This is a genomic window from Gilliamella sp. W8123, from assembly GCF_016101085.1.
GTDB classification, from domain to species: domain Bacteria; phylum Pseudomonadota; class Gammaproteobacteria; order Enterobacterales; family Orbaceae; genus Gilliamella; species Gilliamella apis.
In genome coordinates this window covers 14,858-31,504 of record NZ_JACFRE010000006.1, presented here as the reverse complement: position 1 = coordinate 31,504, position 16,647 = coordinate 14,858, and the positions used below count along the sequence as shown (strand labels likewise).

17 protein-coding genes are annotated in these 16,647 nt (G+C 33.1%); 4 read left to right on the top strand and 13 right to left on the bottom strand.

Annotated elements, in window-relative coordinates:
• Positions 1-67: 67 nt before the first annotated feature.
• Positions 68-1,831, bottom strand: a complete 1,764-nt coding sequence (gene ycaO, locus H3T56_RS08320; protein ID WP_198192546.1) for a 30S ribosomal protein S12 methylthiotransferase accessory factor YcaO — start codon at positions 1,829-1,831, stop codon at positions 68-70.
• 124 nt (positions 1,832-1,955) lie between these two features.
• Here ycaO and H3T56_RS08315 point away from each other — a divergent pair, with 124 nt between their 5' ends.
• Positions 1,956-2,282: a DUF4282 domain-containing protein gene (locus tag H3T56_RS08315; protein ID WP_065579198.1), complete on the top strand. Its 327-nt coding sequence runs from the start codon at positions 1,956-1,958 to the stop codon at positions 2,280-2,282.
• Positions 2,283-2,366: 84 nt separating this feature from the next.
• Here H3T56_RS08315 and tsaD read toward each other — a convergent pair whose 3' ends face one another.
• From tsaD to coaE, 4 genes are read right to left on the bottom strand one after another with little or no spacing between them, the layout of a single operon-like run.
• A complete protein-coding gene (gene tsaD, locus H3T56_RS08310; RefSeq protein WP_065613221.1) occupies positions 2,367-3,395 on the bottom strand; it encodes a tRNA (adenosine(37)-N6)-threonylcarbamoyltransferase complex transferase subunit TsaD in 1,029 nt (342 codons plus the stop codon).
• Positions 3,395-3,613, bottom strand: a complete 219-nt coding sequence (gene yacG, locus H3T56_RS08305; RefSeq protein ID WP_065579200.1) for a DNA gyrase inhibitor YacG — start codon at positions 3,611-3,613, stop codon at positions 3,395-3,397. Before yacG ends, tsaD begins: the two co-directional genes overlap by 1 nt.
• 24 nt (positions 3,614-3,637) lie before the next feature.
• Positions 3,638-4,375: a cell division protein ZapD gene (gene zapD, locus H3T56_RS08300; protein WP_065651882.1), complete on the bottom strand. Its 738-nt coding sequence runs from the start codon at positions 4,373-4,375 to the stop codon at positions 3,638-3,640.
• Positions 4,368-4,982, bottom strand: coding sequence for a dephospho-CoA kinase (gene coaE, locus H3T56_RS08295; RefSeq protein ID WP_086356885.1), 615 nt, complete (start codon positions 4,980-4,982; stop codon positions 4,368-4,370). The genes zapD and coaE overlap by 8 nt, the downstream gene beginning before the upstream one ends.
• A 331-nt stretch (positions 4,983-5,313) precedes the next feature.
• Between coaE and lexA the strand changes: the two genes are divergently transcribed.
• Together lexA and H3T56_RS08285 are read left to right on the top strand one after the other, a co-directional pair.
• A complete protein-coding gene (lexA, locus tag H3T56_RS08290) occupies positions 5,314-5,940 on the top strand; it encodes a transcriptional repressor LexA (RefSeq protein WP_065579203.1) in 627 nt (208 codons plus the stop codon).
• Between the two features lie 50 nt (positions 5,941-5,990).
• Complete coding sequence (locus tag H3T56_RS08285) at positions 5,991-6,365, top strand: hypothetical protein (protein WP_065579204.1); 375 nt, start codon at positions 5,991-5,993, stop codon at positions 6,363-6,365.
• A 47-nt stretch (positions 6,366-6,412) separates the two neighbouring features.
• Here the strand turns inward: H3T56_RS08285 and H3T56_RS08280 are convergent, their stop codons facing one another.
• Genes H3T56_RS08280 through H3T56_RS08270 form a run of 3 tightly spaced genes read right to left on the bottom strand, consistent with a single transcriptional unit; the run spans position 6,413 to position 8,622 of the window.
• Entirely contained in the window at positions 6,413-7,135 is a 723-nt protein-coding gene (locus H3T56_RS08280) for an ABC transporter permease (protein ID WP_065579205.1), read from the bottom strand.
• Positions 7,136-7,146: 11 nt separating this feature from the next.
• Positions 7,147-7,830 carry an ABC transporter permease gene (locus H3T56_RS08275; protein WP_198192545.1) on the bottom strand — a complete coding sequence of 228 codons (684 nt, stop codon included), beginning with the start codon at positions 7,828-7,830 and terminating at the stop codon, positions 7,147-7,149.
• Between the two features lie 3 nt (positions 7,831-7,833).
• Entirely contained in the window at positions 7,834-8,622 is a 789-nt protein-coding gene (locus H3T56_RS08270; protein ID WP_065651877.1) for a lysine/arginine/ornithine ABC transporter substrate-binding protein, read from the bottom strand.
• A gap of 290 nt (positions 8,623-8,912) precedes the next feature.
• Here H3T56_RS08270 and yccS point away from each other — a divergent pair, with 290 nt between their 5' ends.
• On the top strand, positions 8,913-11,057 hold the full coding sequence (gene yccS, locus H3T56_RS08265) for a YccS family putative transporter (RefSeq protein WP_370545541.1): 2,145 nt from the start codon (positions 8,913-8,915) through the stop codon (positions 11,055-11,057).
• A gap of 470 nt (positions 11,058-11,527) precedes the next feature.
• Here the strand turns inward: yccS and H3T56_RS08260 are convergent, their stop codons facing one another.
• The 5 genes from H3T56_RS08260 to yejK form a co-directional block, all read right to left on the bottom strand.
• On the bottom strand, positions 11,528-12,454 hold the full coding sequence (locus H3T56_RS08260; protein WP_198192543.1) for a hypothetical protein: 927 nt from the start codon (positions 12,452-12,454) through the stop codon (positions 11,528-11,530).
• A gap of 335 nt (positions 12,455-12,789) precedes the next feature.
• Complete coding sequence (locus tag H3T56_RS08255) at positions 12,790-13,752, bottom strand: hypothetical protein (protein ID WP_198192542.1); 963 nt, start codon at positions 13,750-13,752, stop codon at positions 12,790-12,792.
• Between the two features lie 53 nt (positions 13,753-13,805).
• On the bottom strand, positions 13,806-14,729 hold the full coding sequence (locus tag H3T56_RS08250) for a hypothetical protein (RefSeq protein WP_198192541.1): 924 nt from the start codon (positions 14,727-14,729) through the stop codon (positions 13,806-13,808).
• A gap of 4 nt (positions 14,730-14,733) precedes the next feature.
• Entirely contained in the window at positions 14,734-15,576 is an 843-nt protein-coding gene (nfo, locus tag H3T56_RS08245; protein ID WP_198192539.1) for a deoxyribonuclease IV, read from the bottom strand.
• Between the two features lie 13 nt (positions 15,577-15,589).
• A complete protein-coding gene (yejK, locus tag H3T56_RS08240) occupies positions 15,590-16,597 on the bottom strand; it encodes a nucleoid-associated protein YejK (RefSeq protein WP_065613239.1) in 1,008 nt (335 codons plus the stop codon).
• Between the last annotated feature and the right edge of the window lie 50 nt (positions 16,598-16,647).

Genomic DNA, 16,647 nt, shown 5'->3' with positions numbered 1-16,647 from the left:
AACTATTGCAACCATCAGTAATAACTATTAATGGTTAGTTTTTTCTGATGATTAATAAAAATTTTTGTTACATAATTTGATGTAATTTGTGATATACCTCTAAAAGCTTTTTGTGCATGGTAAATAGATCCATTAAACTATCACTATCTGAAACAGAGTGTTCTAAATCCGTTAGTCCAAAAAATTGTTTTTTTGCTGTTGCATAAAGCCACATTTCTGCTACACAGGAACTACCATACATTTTATTAAAAGCAGGTTGATAATCATCAAATTGGTTTGCGCCACGCTCAATAATGAAATTAACTAAAGTTTGCAAACAACGATAGGCGTGATTGCGTTCTACACTAAAGATAGACTCATTCATTTCAATCGTCCAATCTATCCATAATTTAGCTTGCGGTAAATCCTGTGCCGCTAACGCCAGCATAGCTTTTAATTCGCCAATTCTCAATGTTAACCATGCATTATCTTTACCTGTTGCAATACCAAGTAATTCACGAACTCGAGCAAAATCATCTATACCTTCTTCATCAAACAGTTCAATAATGTCGAGTAGTTGCTTGTTAGTACGTTTTTGATATGGTAGTGACAAAATCAAATCACGAAGATGAATCACCATATTGTTATTAGCAATTAACAGATCCTCTGGCGGATAGATTTCTGACATGCCAACGGCTAAAATTCGACAAGCATAAACCCCAAGATGCTGATAATCCATTATTAACACTTCTATTTGATGACGCTCAAAAATCGCCATCAAGTTGGCAAATTCCTGCTCGGTTGTACCAGAAAAATCCCAATCAACAAACTCATAATCCGATTTTTGATTAAAAAGATCCCAAGAAATTAAGCCACTTGAATCAATAAAATGCGTTTCTAAATTACTAAGATCTGCTACATCATCATTATCAAAACTTGGCGGTGAAAACACATCAAGATCTTTAAGACTTCGACCTTGTAGTAATTCAGTCACTGTTCGTTCAAGCGCTACACCAAAATTAGGATGAGCACCGAATGAAGCATAACATGTACCATTTTGAGGATTAAATAGCACAACACAAATCACTGGAAATTCGCCAGCTAATGATGCATCAAAACAATAAATAGGGAAACCTTCCTTTTCAAGCGTTTCGATAGCCGCTAAGACAGCAGGATAACGATTAATTACTGTTTCGGGAATAGTTGGCAGACTAATAGCTTCAGCAATAATTTTATTTTTGGTATAACGTTCAAATATTTCAGATAAAGCTTGTACTCGCGCTTCATTTTGTGTGTTGCCTGCTGACATTCCATTTGATGCATATAAGTTAGCAATTAAGTTCACTGGTACATAAATGGTTTTGCCATCTGATTGTTGTACAAATGGCAGAGCACAAATACCCCTTTCACTATTACTAGACTGTAAATCAATTAGATCTGTTGCCGTTAATTCGTGTTCAGGATCATAAAAATTAAGTAACTTTTGCGATAATAAACCTTTGGGTAAACTATTATCATCAGGAATTGCAAACCATTTTTCCGATGGATAATGAACAAATTCACCATTAGCGACTTTATCACCTAAATAAAAATCAGAAAAAAAGTAGTTAGTTGAAAGTCTCTCAAAATATTCACCTAAAGCAGAAGCTAACGCCGCTTTTTTACTCGAGCCTTTCCCATTAGCAAAACATAAAGGACATTTTATATTTTGAATATGTACCGACCAAACATTGGGCACGGGGTTAAGCCAAGAGGCTTCATTAACAGCTAAATCATATTTATCTAATTGTTGTTGAAAATAGTTAATGGAATCTTCAAGTGCTGCATCTTTACCCGGAATAAATGTTTTCATATTAAAATTTTAAAAACCTTTTTAAAAATAACGTTGCTTTATTGATTTATTTGGTATTAAATGTATCGTTTTTTTGACCAAAGTCAAAGCAATAAAATAAATAAAACTTAATTAAGGAAATAAAATGAAAAAAATAGTAGATACTAGTGGACTTTCTTTTAAAGACTTTTTCTTTTTTGACAAAATGTTCACGCCTAAAATCATTACTGTAATTTATTGGATGAGTTTAGTTCTTATTGTATTTTCAGGTCTAACTATCATCTTTTCAAGTTTTCTAATTATTAGTTATAGTTTTGGCTCAGCACTACTAGGTATAATAACCGGCATTATAACTATCGTTGGTGGTGCTGTATTTACCCGCATCGGATATGAAATAATTTGTGTTCTATTCAATATTAACCGAAATATCGAAAAACTAGCTTTAGATAAATCAACTGACGATAATCAATAAGTCTTATATTAAGAAAACAAGTGGGGAATTTACCCCACTATAAAAATCGGCTAATGTTCCATTTATAAATAATTAAATAGGACATTATTCTTTCGCGTTTAATTCACTTAATGGCCATCTTGGTTTAACCTCAATAGCTAGATCGGCAAATTGTGAGGCTTTAAGATGAATCATACCTGCATAGGCTATCATCGCACCATTATCAGTACAAAATTCTAATCGAGGATAATAAACTTGCCCTTTGCGTTGGGCCATAAGTGCAGCAAGTTGGCGACGTAAAGTTTTATTGGCACTCACTCCTCCGGCAATAACCAATCGATTAAAACCAGTTTGATCTAAAGCTCGACGTGACTTTATTAATAAAGTATCAACTAAAGCATCCTCAAAGGCCTTAGCTATATCTGCTCTGGTTTGTTCGTCAAGATCCTGAGCTTGGCTCTGTTGATAAATAGTATTTGCTGCAGCAGTTTTAAGCCCTGAAAAGCTAAAATCTAAACCAGGTCTATCAGTCATCGGTCGAGGAAAACGAAACCTTGTAGCATCACCAAGTTCAGCTAATTTCGATAATTTCGCACCACCAGGATAGTCAAGTCCTAACAATTTAGCTGTTTTATCAAATGCTTCCCCTGCTGCATCATCAATTGATTCACCCAGTAATTGATATTTACCAACACCAGTTACTTTAATTAACTGAGTATGTCCTCCTGATACTAACAAAGCCACAAATGGAAACTCAGGAGGATTATCTTCTAGCATAGGAGCTAACAAGTGACCTTCCATATGATGAACCGCAACGGCTGGTACGTCCCACGCATATGCTAGTGAGCGTCCAATAGAGGCGCCAACCATTAAAGCACCAATCAAACCAGGGCCTGCGGTATAAGCCACACCATCAATATCACTTGCACACAAATTAGCCTCTTTTAGTGCAGCTTGTATCAATGGCACTGTTTTACGAATATGATCACGAGAGGCCAATTCTGGCACAACTCCACCATAATCGGCATGTAATTTTATTTGTGAATAGAGTTGATTAGCGATAAGCCCTTGCTTGTCATCATAAATGGCAATACCTGTTTCATCACACGATGTTTCAATACCTAAAATCTTCATTAATGTTTACTCACTAAATTGGAAAGATCATCTTCACTCCAAAGATCTTGTTCACTTAGTTCTTTATCAGCAATGCGATGTTCTTCAGTTGCCCAATCACCTAAGTCAATTAATTGACAACGTTTACTACAAAAAGGTCGGTATAAACTTTTTTCAGACCATTCAACATCTTTTTGACAGGTAGGACACTTTACAATAGTAACAGTATTTTTATTCATTTAAACACTCTTAAAGTAATAGGGCTAACAACATGCAAGTTCAAATTCAATTGCATCAATATTACTATTATCGCCAGCATAAAGGGGTAAAAAACGAATACTATAACGAGACATGTGACCGGAAACTTGAGGGTAAACATTTTTCTCGAAAGCAACACGAATTCGAATCAAATTCACATCACCATTAGTCTCTTGAAAAAAATTATTAGTACAAGTAAAAGTTTTAAATTCACCTAGTTGCCTAATAAACTGTAAACATGCTTTTAACGTTTCATCAAGTATTGCAATATGCTGCAGCCATTTATCAACTTGCATATTACGTTTTTCTTGCGGTTGATTTAACCACAAATGGAAAGATGGTAAATCAAAACTACAACATCCACCTGGAATCATCAAACGCTGGCGAATTGCCATGATAAATCGATCATCTTTTAACGGTTGTCCCAAACGTAAACTTGAGTTAAATTTAGTTAAAAACAGTTCATACTTGTTAATCATTTCGCCAAGCAATTCTTTATCAACACCGTCAATATCAATCCAAGAAAGTAATTTTTGCTTTTGAGCTTCAATCTCTTTAATCAAATCCCCTTTGACATCATTTCGTTCAATAATTTCGAGTAATTCAGATAAAGCATGAAAAAACAATAAAGCATTATTTTTCTCGAAATGATGGTGTGTATTTAATTGATTAAGTAAAAATTCAAGCCGTAACCAAGTACGCATTTTTTCATTTAATGGATGTTCAAAAACAATGTTATTCATAGCTATTCTTAACTTTAGAGTTATGCAAATATTTTTTATTTAAATCATATATTTGCATTGTTAATGACACCAAATTACCGTCATTAATAATAATATCATCTGCAAATGCCAAACGATCGCTTAATGAAACTTGTGAATCAATCATTCTCTTGGCTAAGGACTCACTTATTTTATCACGATCAATTAAGCGCTCTAGTTGTAACGCCTCTGGAGTATCAATAATTAACACCCGATCAGCTAGTTGGTGTAGATTATTTTCAATTAATAATGGTACCACCCAAATTATATAAGGAGCTGTTTGTTTTGCAATCTGTTGTTGAGTTTCTTGTGCAATAATCGGGTGCAATAAATTGTTTAACCATAACCGTTCATGTTCATTATTAAAAATAATTTCTCTTAATTGACTTCGATCTAACTCACCATTTTCTAACAAGATCTCTTGACTAAAATGTTTTACAATTAGCGTCAATGCAGATGATCCTACAGCAACAACTTGCCGAGCAATTACATCAGCGTCAATAATTGGTACACCTAATTGCGCAAATAGATCAGCAATGGTACTTTTACCACTGGCAATGCCACCACTAAGTGCAACAATATAAGACATACATTAGTTCCAATAAATAATCATTTCGAAAATAATTATATCATACAACTATTAAACAGAATACATGCCAATAAATTACTAAACTAGCCATTAAATTTACGCTAAGTATTACTTTGTTAGTTAGCTAGCTAGATAGATTGTTTGTAGCATAAAATTGTTTTTTTAAATAGTTTTATGAAAATTTTCAATACTATTATGTGATTTAGATCGAAAATCTAACTTTAGTTACCATTTTTATCCATTATTCATAAAAAAAATAGATAAAACAGTTGTTTTGTTTTTTTAGCTGTATATAATCACATATATCTGTATATAAAAACAGGAATTTGCTATGAGACCATTAACCGAACGCCAACAACAAATTTATGATTTAATTAAAGAAAATATTCAAACCACTGGAATGCCTCCAACGCGAGCAGAAATTGCCCAAAAATTAGGCTTTCGTTCAGCTAACGCAGCAGAAGAACATCTTAAAGCCTTAGCTAAAAAAGGGGCTATTGAAATGATTGCCGGTTCATCACGTGGAATTCGTTTATTATTAGAACAACCTGATGACACTAATGAACTTGAAGGTCTACCACTCATTGGTAAGGTCGCAGCTGGATCACCAATTCTAGCGCAAGAACATATCGAAAGTCATTATCAAGTATCACCAAGTTTATTTAAACCTCAAGCCGATTTTTTATTAAGAGTTGAAGGGATGTCAATGAAAGATATTGGTATTTTAGATGGTGATTTGCTTGCTGTTCACAAAACTCAAAATGTTAAAAATGGTCAAGTTGTTGTTGCGCGAATCGATGACGAAGTAACAGTTAAGAGATTATCGCAAAAAGGTCGTCACGTAAAATTATTAGCTGAAAATCCTGAGTTTTCTCCAATTGATGTCGACTTAGAACAACAAAGTTTTGCTATTGAAGGAATTGCTGTTGGTATTATTCGTAATGGTTCATGGATGTAAATTCAAAGATAGTATAAAATACTAAGTACTGTTGCTTAGGAGTTAACCATATGTGGCTATTTTGGTTGTACGAATCATTGGGATTTGTTGGCGTAATACTATTAATTTTTGCTTATTGCCATTTCAGTAAAAAAGGTTTTTGGTCTTTCTTATGGCGTAATTTGAAATGGGTAGCATGGGCGGTTGTGGGCGTTTGGTTGTTAATTGCCATACTTTGCCGAGGCGATTTATATAATGCAGCACGTTGTTATTTCCGTGGCGAAAGTATGCATGCAAATACCAAATACTCAATCTTTTGGAGTGAATGTCAAATCGAAACAACAAATGGCAGTTATTTACCTATTGATCGTACTCGTGCATTACCAGGTTCAAAAGATCATGACAGCAATGATAATGGAATTCCTGCTGATAATTTAATTAATTAATTTTATTCATATATCTTCAGGCAATATTGAATATTGCCTGTTACTTTTTAACAAGTCTTTGAACCACCAACATGTATATAAAACAAGTAATGTTTTTCAAGTTGTCTAAAACCAAAAATTAAAACAAAACTCACACATAAATAGATCACCGCCGCAATACCAAAAGCATGAAAAGGTTGATAAGTTTCAGCATAGATATCACGCGCAATTTTCATCAAATCTTGAACTGTCACAGTAAAAGCTAAAGCTGTCGAATGCAACATAAAAATGACTTCATTACTATAAGCTGGTAATGCAATTCGAAAGGCTCTAGGTAAAATAATGTATCGATATAATTGGCAACGATTAAAACCAAGTGCCGTAGCAGCTTCAATTTCACCATTAGGAACGTTGCGAATAGCACCCGCAAAAACCTCTGTAGTATAAGCACAAGTATTTAAAGCAAAAGCTAAAATAGTACAATTTAACCCACTTTGAAAAAAATCATTTAAAGATTGATGTTGATTAACAAAACTTAATGTGTATATACCCGTGTAGATAATTAATAACTGTACATACAATGGCGTACCACGAAAAACATAAGTAAATAGCCAAATAGGCCATTTTATAAAAAAATGTTTTGAATTACGGCCAACCGCTAACACTAATGCAAATAATCCACCTAAAGATACAGATAAAATCAAGATCCACAAGGTCATTGCTAATCCAGTAATATGATAGCCATCTGACCATAATAAAGCTTTCCAATAATCTTGAAGGATTTCTAACATAACATTGCTCTTTATAATTTAGCTTTAGTGATACCGGTGGAATAATGCTTTTCAAGCCACCATAGAATAATATTTGAAATAGAGGTGAAAAATAGATAAAAAGCGCCAGCTATGAGTGCAAAAAATAGCGGTTGATATGTTGCTTCACCAGCTGTTTTAGTGGCTTTCACAAGGTCAAACAATCCCAATAACGATACTAATGCTGTGGCTTTTAAAATCACTAACCAATTATTAGCAATGCCAGGTAACGCAAAACGCATCATTAATGGGAACCTGACATATATAAAGGTGTGGCATTTATTCATACCTAATGCAGTTGCAGCTTCAATTAATGTTTTGGGAACAGCTTGAAATGCACCGCGAAACGTCTCAGTAAAATAGGCACCATAAATAAAACCTAACGTAATAATGCCTGCCAGAAATGGATCAATTTCCAGCATATCAATATCAAAAAAATCGGTAATGTTATTTAATAAAAATTGAAGACCAAAAAAGATCAACATCATTAAAACCAAATCAGGCACACCGCGAATCAATGATGTATAAGCCTGACAAGCTAGTCGTAATACTGACCTTTTTGATAATTTACCGAGTGCACAAATAATGCCAATAATAATAGCAAGAATTAGCGAAAAAATCGCTAATTCAATAGTGATCAAGGCACCTTGTAATATTAGAGAACGATAACCTTGCATGAACTATTTTTTATTACTATAAACGTTAAAGTCAAAATATTTGTCATTTATTTTTTGATAGGTACCGTCATTTAAAATTTCAACTAATGCTTTATTGAAAGCTTCACGCAGTTCATCATCTTTTTTACGGAATCCTAAACCGACACCAACATCAAAATAGCCTTTATCGTTTAGAACTTCCCCGGCAAAAGCAAAATCTTTTCCTTGTGGTTGTTTTAAAAACGCATAACTTCCCGTCACTTCATCTTGTAATGCCGCATCTAAACGACCAGCAACTAAATCTGAAAACACCTGCAATTGATTTTGATATGGTACAATAATGACCCCATTGGGACGCCATTTATCATTAACAAAATGTTCCTGCGAAGTACCTTGTTCTACCCCTACTCTTTTACCTTTTAAAGATTCAACTGTCGGTAATAAACCAGCACCTTGTTTAGTAATTAATCGCGAATTAGTAAGAAAAATTTCATCTGAAAAAGCAATCTGTTTTTTACGTTTTTCAGTCATCATTAAGGACGATGAAATCATATCAATTTTACGCGACAATAAAGATGGAATTAAGGCATCAAAATCAGTCGATTGAAATTCACATTTAATATTAGCTTTTTCGCAAAGTGCTTTGGTAATTTCAATATTAAAACCAGTAATTTCACCATTTTTATCTATAAAATCAAATGGAGCATAAGATGTATCCGAACCAATTTTGATTGATTCTGGTAATTTAGCATCACTTAGACAAGCACAACTTAACAATGCTAACGCCGATACCACTTTAAATAAGTTCTTCATGATTTCATCCTGTAATGATTTTTAAAGGCATAATATAACGTTTTCTTAAATTAATTTATAATAAAAAAAAATTATTAGCCTATCTGATTTGCTTATGCCGTGATTATAATTACAGCCAGTTAAATTAACAGATAATATAAAATTACTTCTATTTTAAATAAGATAGATAGCTAAAACAGTAAACCACTAATTTAAATTAGCATCATCATTATACTTATTTGCTTTCGCTAATGATAACAATATAGTATTCTTAATATTATTAAGAAAACTCAACTCAAACACTAAACAACGTGCATTCATTTATCCTATCCTTACGCAAAGTTTTTTATAGCAGTAATTTACTGTTTAGTATTCGTATGCTGGTTAGTTTGACTGGATCTACTCTAGTACCATGGTACTTTGATTCTGTACCATTAGTGATCCCTCTCACATTGGGCGTAGTCGCAGCAGGTTTGACTGAGATAGATACTCGCTTATTAAGTCGTTGTATTAATATATTATTAACACTAATTTGTTTTGCAATTGCGACATTTTCGGTCGAATTTCTGTTCCATGCTCCACTATTGTTTATTATTGGCTTAGTTAGCTCAACGTTTCTATTTATTATGCTTGGTTCGTTAGGTCAACGGTATGGTGTTATTGCCTTTGGCTCATTACTAATTGCAGCTTATACCATGCTCGGGCATAATTTATTTGCTGATAATTACACTCTACCTTGTTATTTATTATTAGGAGCACTTTGGTATAACCTTGTTTCACTAATTGAATCAATTGTGCAACCTATTCGCACTACACAACAAACTTTAGCCCATTGTTTTGTGAAATTAAGTTTTTATCTTGATGCAAAAGCCGCAATGTTCGATCCTGATGAAACCGATGGTTTTAAGCGACAAACTTTTGAGTTAACGACCTGTAATACTCAGGTTATTAATGTATTTAATGATGCTAAACGTTCATTATTTAATCGGCTTAAAGGTTTTCGTGGACAAACCTATATCAGAAAAATGCTCAGTTACTATTTTGTCGCTCAAGATATTCATGAACGAGCCAGTTCATCACATGGCGATTATAAAGCGTTAAGCCAACATTTTAAACATAGTGATCTTTTATTTCGCTTTGCAAGAATTTTAAATTTACAAGCTAAAGCCTGTGCTAAATTGGCTCTGTCAATTAAGTTAAATCAAACTTACCAACATGATCCATTGTTCGCTCGCTACTTTACCTATCTTGAAGAAGCAATAGGTGAATATCAACAACAAACTAACGCTAATTTATTACTCATTAAATCGTTACAAAATTTATATCAAAATTTGCTCGCTATTGATCTATTATTAGCCCATATCGATACAGAACAACATTTATCGAAAAGCCAAGAAGATAACCAGTTAATTGATGAAGAACTTACCCGTTTTCATGATATTTTTACCAAAATTAAGCAAAACTTAACCATCAAATCGCCACTATTTCGCCATGCTATTCGTATGAGTATTGTTTTGTTTGTTGGGTATATGGTGATATATTTTTCTAACCTTTCACATGGTTATTGGATTATTTTAACCAGCTTATTTGTTTGCCAACCAAACTATTCAACTACAAAATATCGCTTAAAATTGCGCGTTTTTGGTACTATTTTAGGGATAATTGCCGGTATTCCTTTAACTTACTTGTTTCCAAGTATTGAAGCGCAATTAGTATTGATCATTATAACTGGTTGGTTATTTTTCCTATTCAAAAACTCACAATATGCTTATGCCACTGCCTTTATTACCTTATTAGTATTTTTCAGTTTTAGTTTAATCGGTGAAAGCAGTATCTCTGTTGCTATTTCACGCATTATAGCTACCTTAATTGGCTGTTTTATTGCTTGGTTTGCTGTAAGTTTTATCTGGCCAGATTGGAAGTTTAGGAATTTACCTAAATTACTAGATCGAGTCTGTCACGAAGATAGCCACTATTTAGCAGTAATAGGTAGTCAGTATGTCTCAGGTAAAACTAATGATCCCAAATACCGTGTCGCGCGACGCGCAGCTCATGATAGTAATGCAGATTTATCCTCCTTAATCAGCTTAATGACTAAAGAGCCACACGTTAAACAAGATGTGATTGACCAAGGTTTTAGATTATTGACCCTTAATCACACCTTAATTAGTTATCTATCCACCTTGGGAGCACATCGCGATAAAAGTATTTCAGCGCATACTTTGGAAATTTTTGATGATGTATCGGTTTATATAATTACTATGCTAAGTGACCAAAAAATCGATTCTGAATATCAACCATTGAAAAAAGTGGTTGCTGATTATATTGAATCACTATCAATTAATGATGACCAAAGCAATAATGATCTGCTGGTTATGCAGCAATTAGCCCTAATCTTAGATATTTTGCCAGAAATAATTTCTCTTATTTGTGAATTGAATAATAAGACTGCCTAATAGGATTGTTTTAAACGGTTATTATCTTTTGCAATAAAATAAACAACCTTATATTAATGCAATTTCTTCAATATAACTATTAAATCCGACAACTTGTAAAAAATATTGAGGAGTCTATACCATCATTAAATTATTTTCAAATGATTTTAAATAGTTACCTTTATAAGCCTCAACGTTATTGAGACTTATTATTAACTTTTACCCATGTTGCTGGCGGTAACTTTTACTCTAAACCAAATTCATTACGCTTTTTTACTTGTTGATAACGCCTCACAATCTATTGTTTAAAATCTCAAGTATGGGCTCATCTTTTTCGCCGTTTTATTTTGTTCGTTTTTTCCATTTTTAAGAATAATTTATCTTATTTCTTAAAAAAGTTGTTCTTAATTAATATCATTTACAACTATAAAAACGAGAATCGCAGCGTAGCTTTATGTCACATTTAGAAAAAGATGAATCAATAAAGTCTATCACTGGGCAACCCAGTTGTTTTTATTTATGCAGTGTAGCTTTATGTCAAATTTAGAAAAAGGTGAATCAATGAAGTCTATCACTGGGCAACCCATTATTGAGAAACACCCAAACACGACTAATGGTTTATTTTTAAATAATTTTCCCGTCCATTGTTTTTTGTATTCATGATCTTTATCTTTGCCATTTAAAGGTAGAAGGCTGTATTGCTGAGTTAAAACTTCATCAAGTAAGATTTTATTCTTATCATTCTTAACCACTAAACCCGCACATTCAGGGTAATGATCTGGGTACCAAGGAGATTTCCCTAATGTCCATAAATTGTAATGTAATCCATGAGCTTGTGCTAAATAATTATCCTCTTTATCACTAATTTTTTGCCAGTTTAATAAAGTTAGTTGCTCTTGAGCAAAAGGACTTTCCTTTCCAATATAAACAAACGTTGTATCATTAGGATCGTAATCTTGAGGTAGTTGATTCAATGCTAATGCAAATCCAAATAGATAATATGTTTCATCAGTAGGTAAACAATCGCCCCCTATTGCAAATACCTCCAATTTACTAATGGGAAAACTATATAATTTATTATATTCATAATTATATACGAATAAGTTATCCGTTTCGGATATGCCACTGGCAGTCAAAAAACTTTGTCGATATTTTTGAGGTAATTGATGTTTATCATTTTTACAATCATCCTCTATATTAGGAAATATAGGTTTAATAGATTGTTTTTTATTGCTATCTTTGTCATAAATAACAATATGGCTACCTTGGAGTAACTTAACAAAATAGAATTTTGGCTCGCTATCATCAACAAGATTAAGTTCAAATATCTCTAATTGCTCTCGTGTATAACCAATTGCATAAAAGCTACAACTTAATAAGAGCAATATACATATCGGTATTATTTTCTTTATTTGCATTTTATTCACTTCCCTATGTATTAATTCATCAATATCTGACCATTACGGCGAATCAAAACCTATTATCACTAAAGTTTGAATAATTTAATCTAGAGTAAAACAATGTAGATGAACGTGTAGCGGTGCTTTAAGTTATCCATCGCTATAATGCTAGTGGCGTTAACTTATACTCTAAACCAAATTCATTGTGTGTTTTCCCTAATGATTACGCCTTACCATCTGTTGTTTAAAATCTCATGTATTGGCTCGTTTTTATCGTCGTTTTATTCTGTTCGTTTTTGCCATTTTTAAGAATAATTTATCTTATTCCTTAAAAAAGTTGTTCTTAATTAATATTATTTACAACTATAAAAACGAAGATCGCAACGTAATCTTATATCATAACTAGGAAAGGATGAATCAATAAAGTTTATCACTGGGCAACCCATTTTTGAGACAAAGCCAAACACAACTAATGGTTTATTTTTAAATAATCTTCCCGTCCATTGATTTTTGTATTCATGATCTTTATCTTTGCCATTTAAAGGTAGAGTGCTGTATATCGTCGTTGAAAAATAGTCATGATTAAATAAGATGCTATTCTTGCTATCCTTAACCACTAATATCCCAATTTTAGGGTAATAATCTCGTTCAAGGTGGTCCCACACTTTCCCTAATGTCGCTAAATAGTAATGTAATCCATGAGTTTGTGCTAAATAATAATACTCTTTATCCTCTTTATCGCTAATTTTTTGCCAGTTTAATAAAGTTAGTTGCTCTTGAGCAAAAGGATTTTCCTTTCCAATATAAACAAATGTTGTATCACTAGGATCGTAAGTATCATTATGATCGTAATCTTGAGGTAGTTGATTCAACTCTAATGCAAATCCAAATTGATAATTTGTTTCATCAGTAGGAAAACAATCATCCTTTATTGCAAATACCTCCAATTTACTAATGGGAAAACTATACAATTTATTATATTCATAATTATATACGAATAAGTTATCCGTTTCGGATATGCCACTGGCAGTCAAAAAACTTTGTCGATATTTTTGAGGTAATTGATATTTATCCTTTTTATAACCATCCTCATTATCAGGAAATATTGGTTGAATAGATTGTTTTTTATTGCCATCTTTGTCATAAATAACAATATGACTACCTTGGAGTAACTTAACAAAATAGAATTTTGGCTCGCTACCATCAACAAGATTAAGTTTAAATATCTCTAATTGCTCTCGTGTATAGCCAATTGCATAAAAGCTACAACTTAATAAGAACAATATACATATCGGTATTATTTTCTTTATTGGCATTTTATTCACTTCCCTATGTATTAATTCATCAATATCTGGCCCTGTAGGGCATATCATTTACACATATAAAGACGATCGCAGTGTAGATTTATGCCATGACGAGAAAAAGATGAATCAATAAAGTCTATTACTGGGCACCCTTTCCACGCCTTTGAGAAAAACCCAAACACGACTAATGGTTTATTTTTAAATAATTTTCCCGTCCATTGCTTTTGGTATTCATGGTCTTTATCTTTGCCATTTAAAGGTAGACCACCGTATAACGAACTGAAAACATAGTTATCATCACGTAAGATTTTATTCTTCTCATTCATAATCATTAGTCTCCCACATTTAGGATAATCATCGCGGTGAGAAGGATATTGCCTTAAATAGTAATGTAATCCATAAGCTTGAGCTAAATAATTATACTCTTTGTCGCTAATTTTTTGCCAGTTTAATAAAGTTAGTTGCTCTTGAGCAAAAGGACTTTCCTTGCCAATATAAACAAACGTTGTATCATTAGGATCGTAATCTTGAGGTAGTTGATTCAACGCTAATGCAAATCCAAATTGATAATTTGTTTCATCAGTAGGTAAACAGTCGCTCTTTATTGCAAATACCTCTAATTTACTAATAGGAAAACTATACAATTTATTATATTCATAATTATATACGAATAAGTTATCCGTTTCGGATATGCCACTGGCAGCCAAAAATTTTTGTCGATATTTTTGAGGTAATTGATATTTATCCTTTTTATAACCATCCTCATTATCCGGAAATATTGGTTGAATAGATTGTTTTTTATTGCCATCTTTGTCATAAATAGTAATATGGCTGCCTTGGAGTATCGATACAAAATAGAATTTTGACTCGCTATCATCAACAAGATTAAGTTCAAATATCTCTAATCGCTCTTGTGTATTGCCAATTGCATAAAAGCTACAACTTAATAAGAAAAATAAACATATCGCTAGTATTTTTTTGATTCGCATTTGATTATTTTTCCAGTTGTTTTAACCATGCTATCTCTTGAGCCCAAATATCTGGGTTAATAGTTTCAAGAATAAGTGGAATTTCATCAATTCGTGAGTCTTGCATAATAAATTTAAATGCAGCTTCACCAATGGTGCCTTTGCCTAAACTGTCATGACGGTCAACATGGCTGGCAAGTTCGCTTTTGGCATCGTTCAAATGCATACCACGTAAATATTTAAAACCGACAATTTTTTCAAATTCATCAAAGGTCTCTTTGCAGGCTTTTTCGCTGCGTAAGTCATAACCAGCAGCAAAGGCATGACAGGTATCAATACAGACACCTACACGGCTTTTGTCTTCTACTTTGTCGATGATTTGTGCCAGATGTTCAAATTTATAACCTAGGTTAGATCCTTGTCCTGCTGTGTTTTCTATCACAGCGACGACACTTTTGGTTTTATCTAGCGTGATATTTATCGATTCGGCAATCCGCGCTAAACAGTCATCAACCGATATTTTTTGTAGATGACTACCTGGATGAAAGTTTAGCAAAGTTAGGCCTAACTGTTCACAACGTTGCATTTCGTCCAAAAACGCGGTGCGTGATTTTTCAAGTTGTTCACTGTCAGGGCTACCTAAATTAATTAGATAACTATCATGAGGTAGAATTTGTTTACTGGTGAATCCATAGCGTTCACAACGTTTTTTGAAACTATCAATCACTGCAGTTTCAAGCGGTTTGGCATGCCATTGTCGTTGATTTTTAGTAAATAGAGCGAAGGCTGTTGCGCCAATTGGATAAGCATTTATTGGCGCATTATCCACACCACCAGCTGCACTCACATGTGCACCAATGTATTTCATATTTTTCCCCTAATTATTCGTTTGAGCCACTATTGCGTTGAAGTTGATCACGTAAATTAGGTGGGACGCCCTTAATAACGAGTGAATCAGTTTGTGGGTCCCATTTTATACGCTCACCTAATAGATCGGAGTTAAAACTTAGGGTTAATCCACCACCACTACCGGAGAATTTTTTCAATTGACGTAAGGCACTACGATCAGCAGGGAATGTATCTTCTAAATCATATTCGCTATTTTTTACAAATTCCATAAAGTTATTTTCGTCACTTGTTGGTAATTCATTAGCAAGATTTTTCAGCTCTATCTCTTCCCCTGCTTGTAATTGAGCTTGACAATAGTTATAGACATTTTCACGAGCATTGGTTTTATCTTGTTTGTCAAATTGCATCTCTTGACAGTAATCATCTACCGCTTTAACAAGAGTTTTATTTTGCGCTTTTGCATCTAATCCTTCACTAGCACCTAAGTAATCCATGAAAAAATCAGATACTTTTCGCCCTACTCGGCCTTTTAAGAAAGTTAAATAACGTTTTGATTCTGGTGCCGTTTGCCATTCAGTAATATCAATACGGGCAATAATATCCGCATGATCGATATCTAGATACTGAGTTTCAGAGATATTAAGCTCCTCATTAACTAACATGCTTAAGCAACTATTTAATACAGCAATAATTAGATATTCAACGGCAAGGTATCGATAGTGGCAAAAAATAACAGTACCACCTTCTGCAAATGGATATTTGGCTAATTCATTACGCAGCTGTTTGGTTGATTCTTGACTAAAATTAAGAAAATTTTGATTACCTAAACGTAACTCTTTAAGTGATTGTTCAAAAAGACTTTCACTATTAAATAAACCATATGCTTTACTTTTATTGTTGTAAATTCTATTAATATCTTCAATCAAGTTAGCAACAGCTTGTTCATTACCGAGGAGTGAGTCACGAAGTTGTAGTTCAATTTCAGTATCACTTTTTCTAATTAATTTATGTAGAACTATATTCTCAATTTGTACGCTCATGGAGATTCCTATTTGGATCGACAATTTAATAGTGTCTATTTTAACAAAGC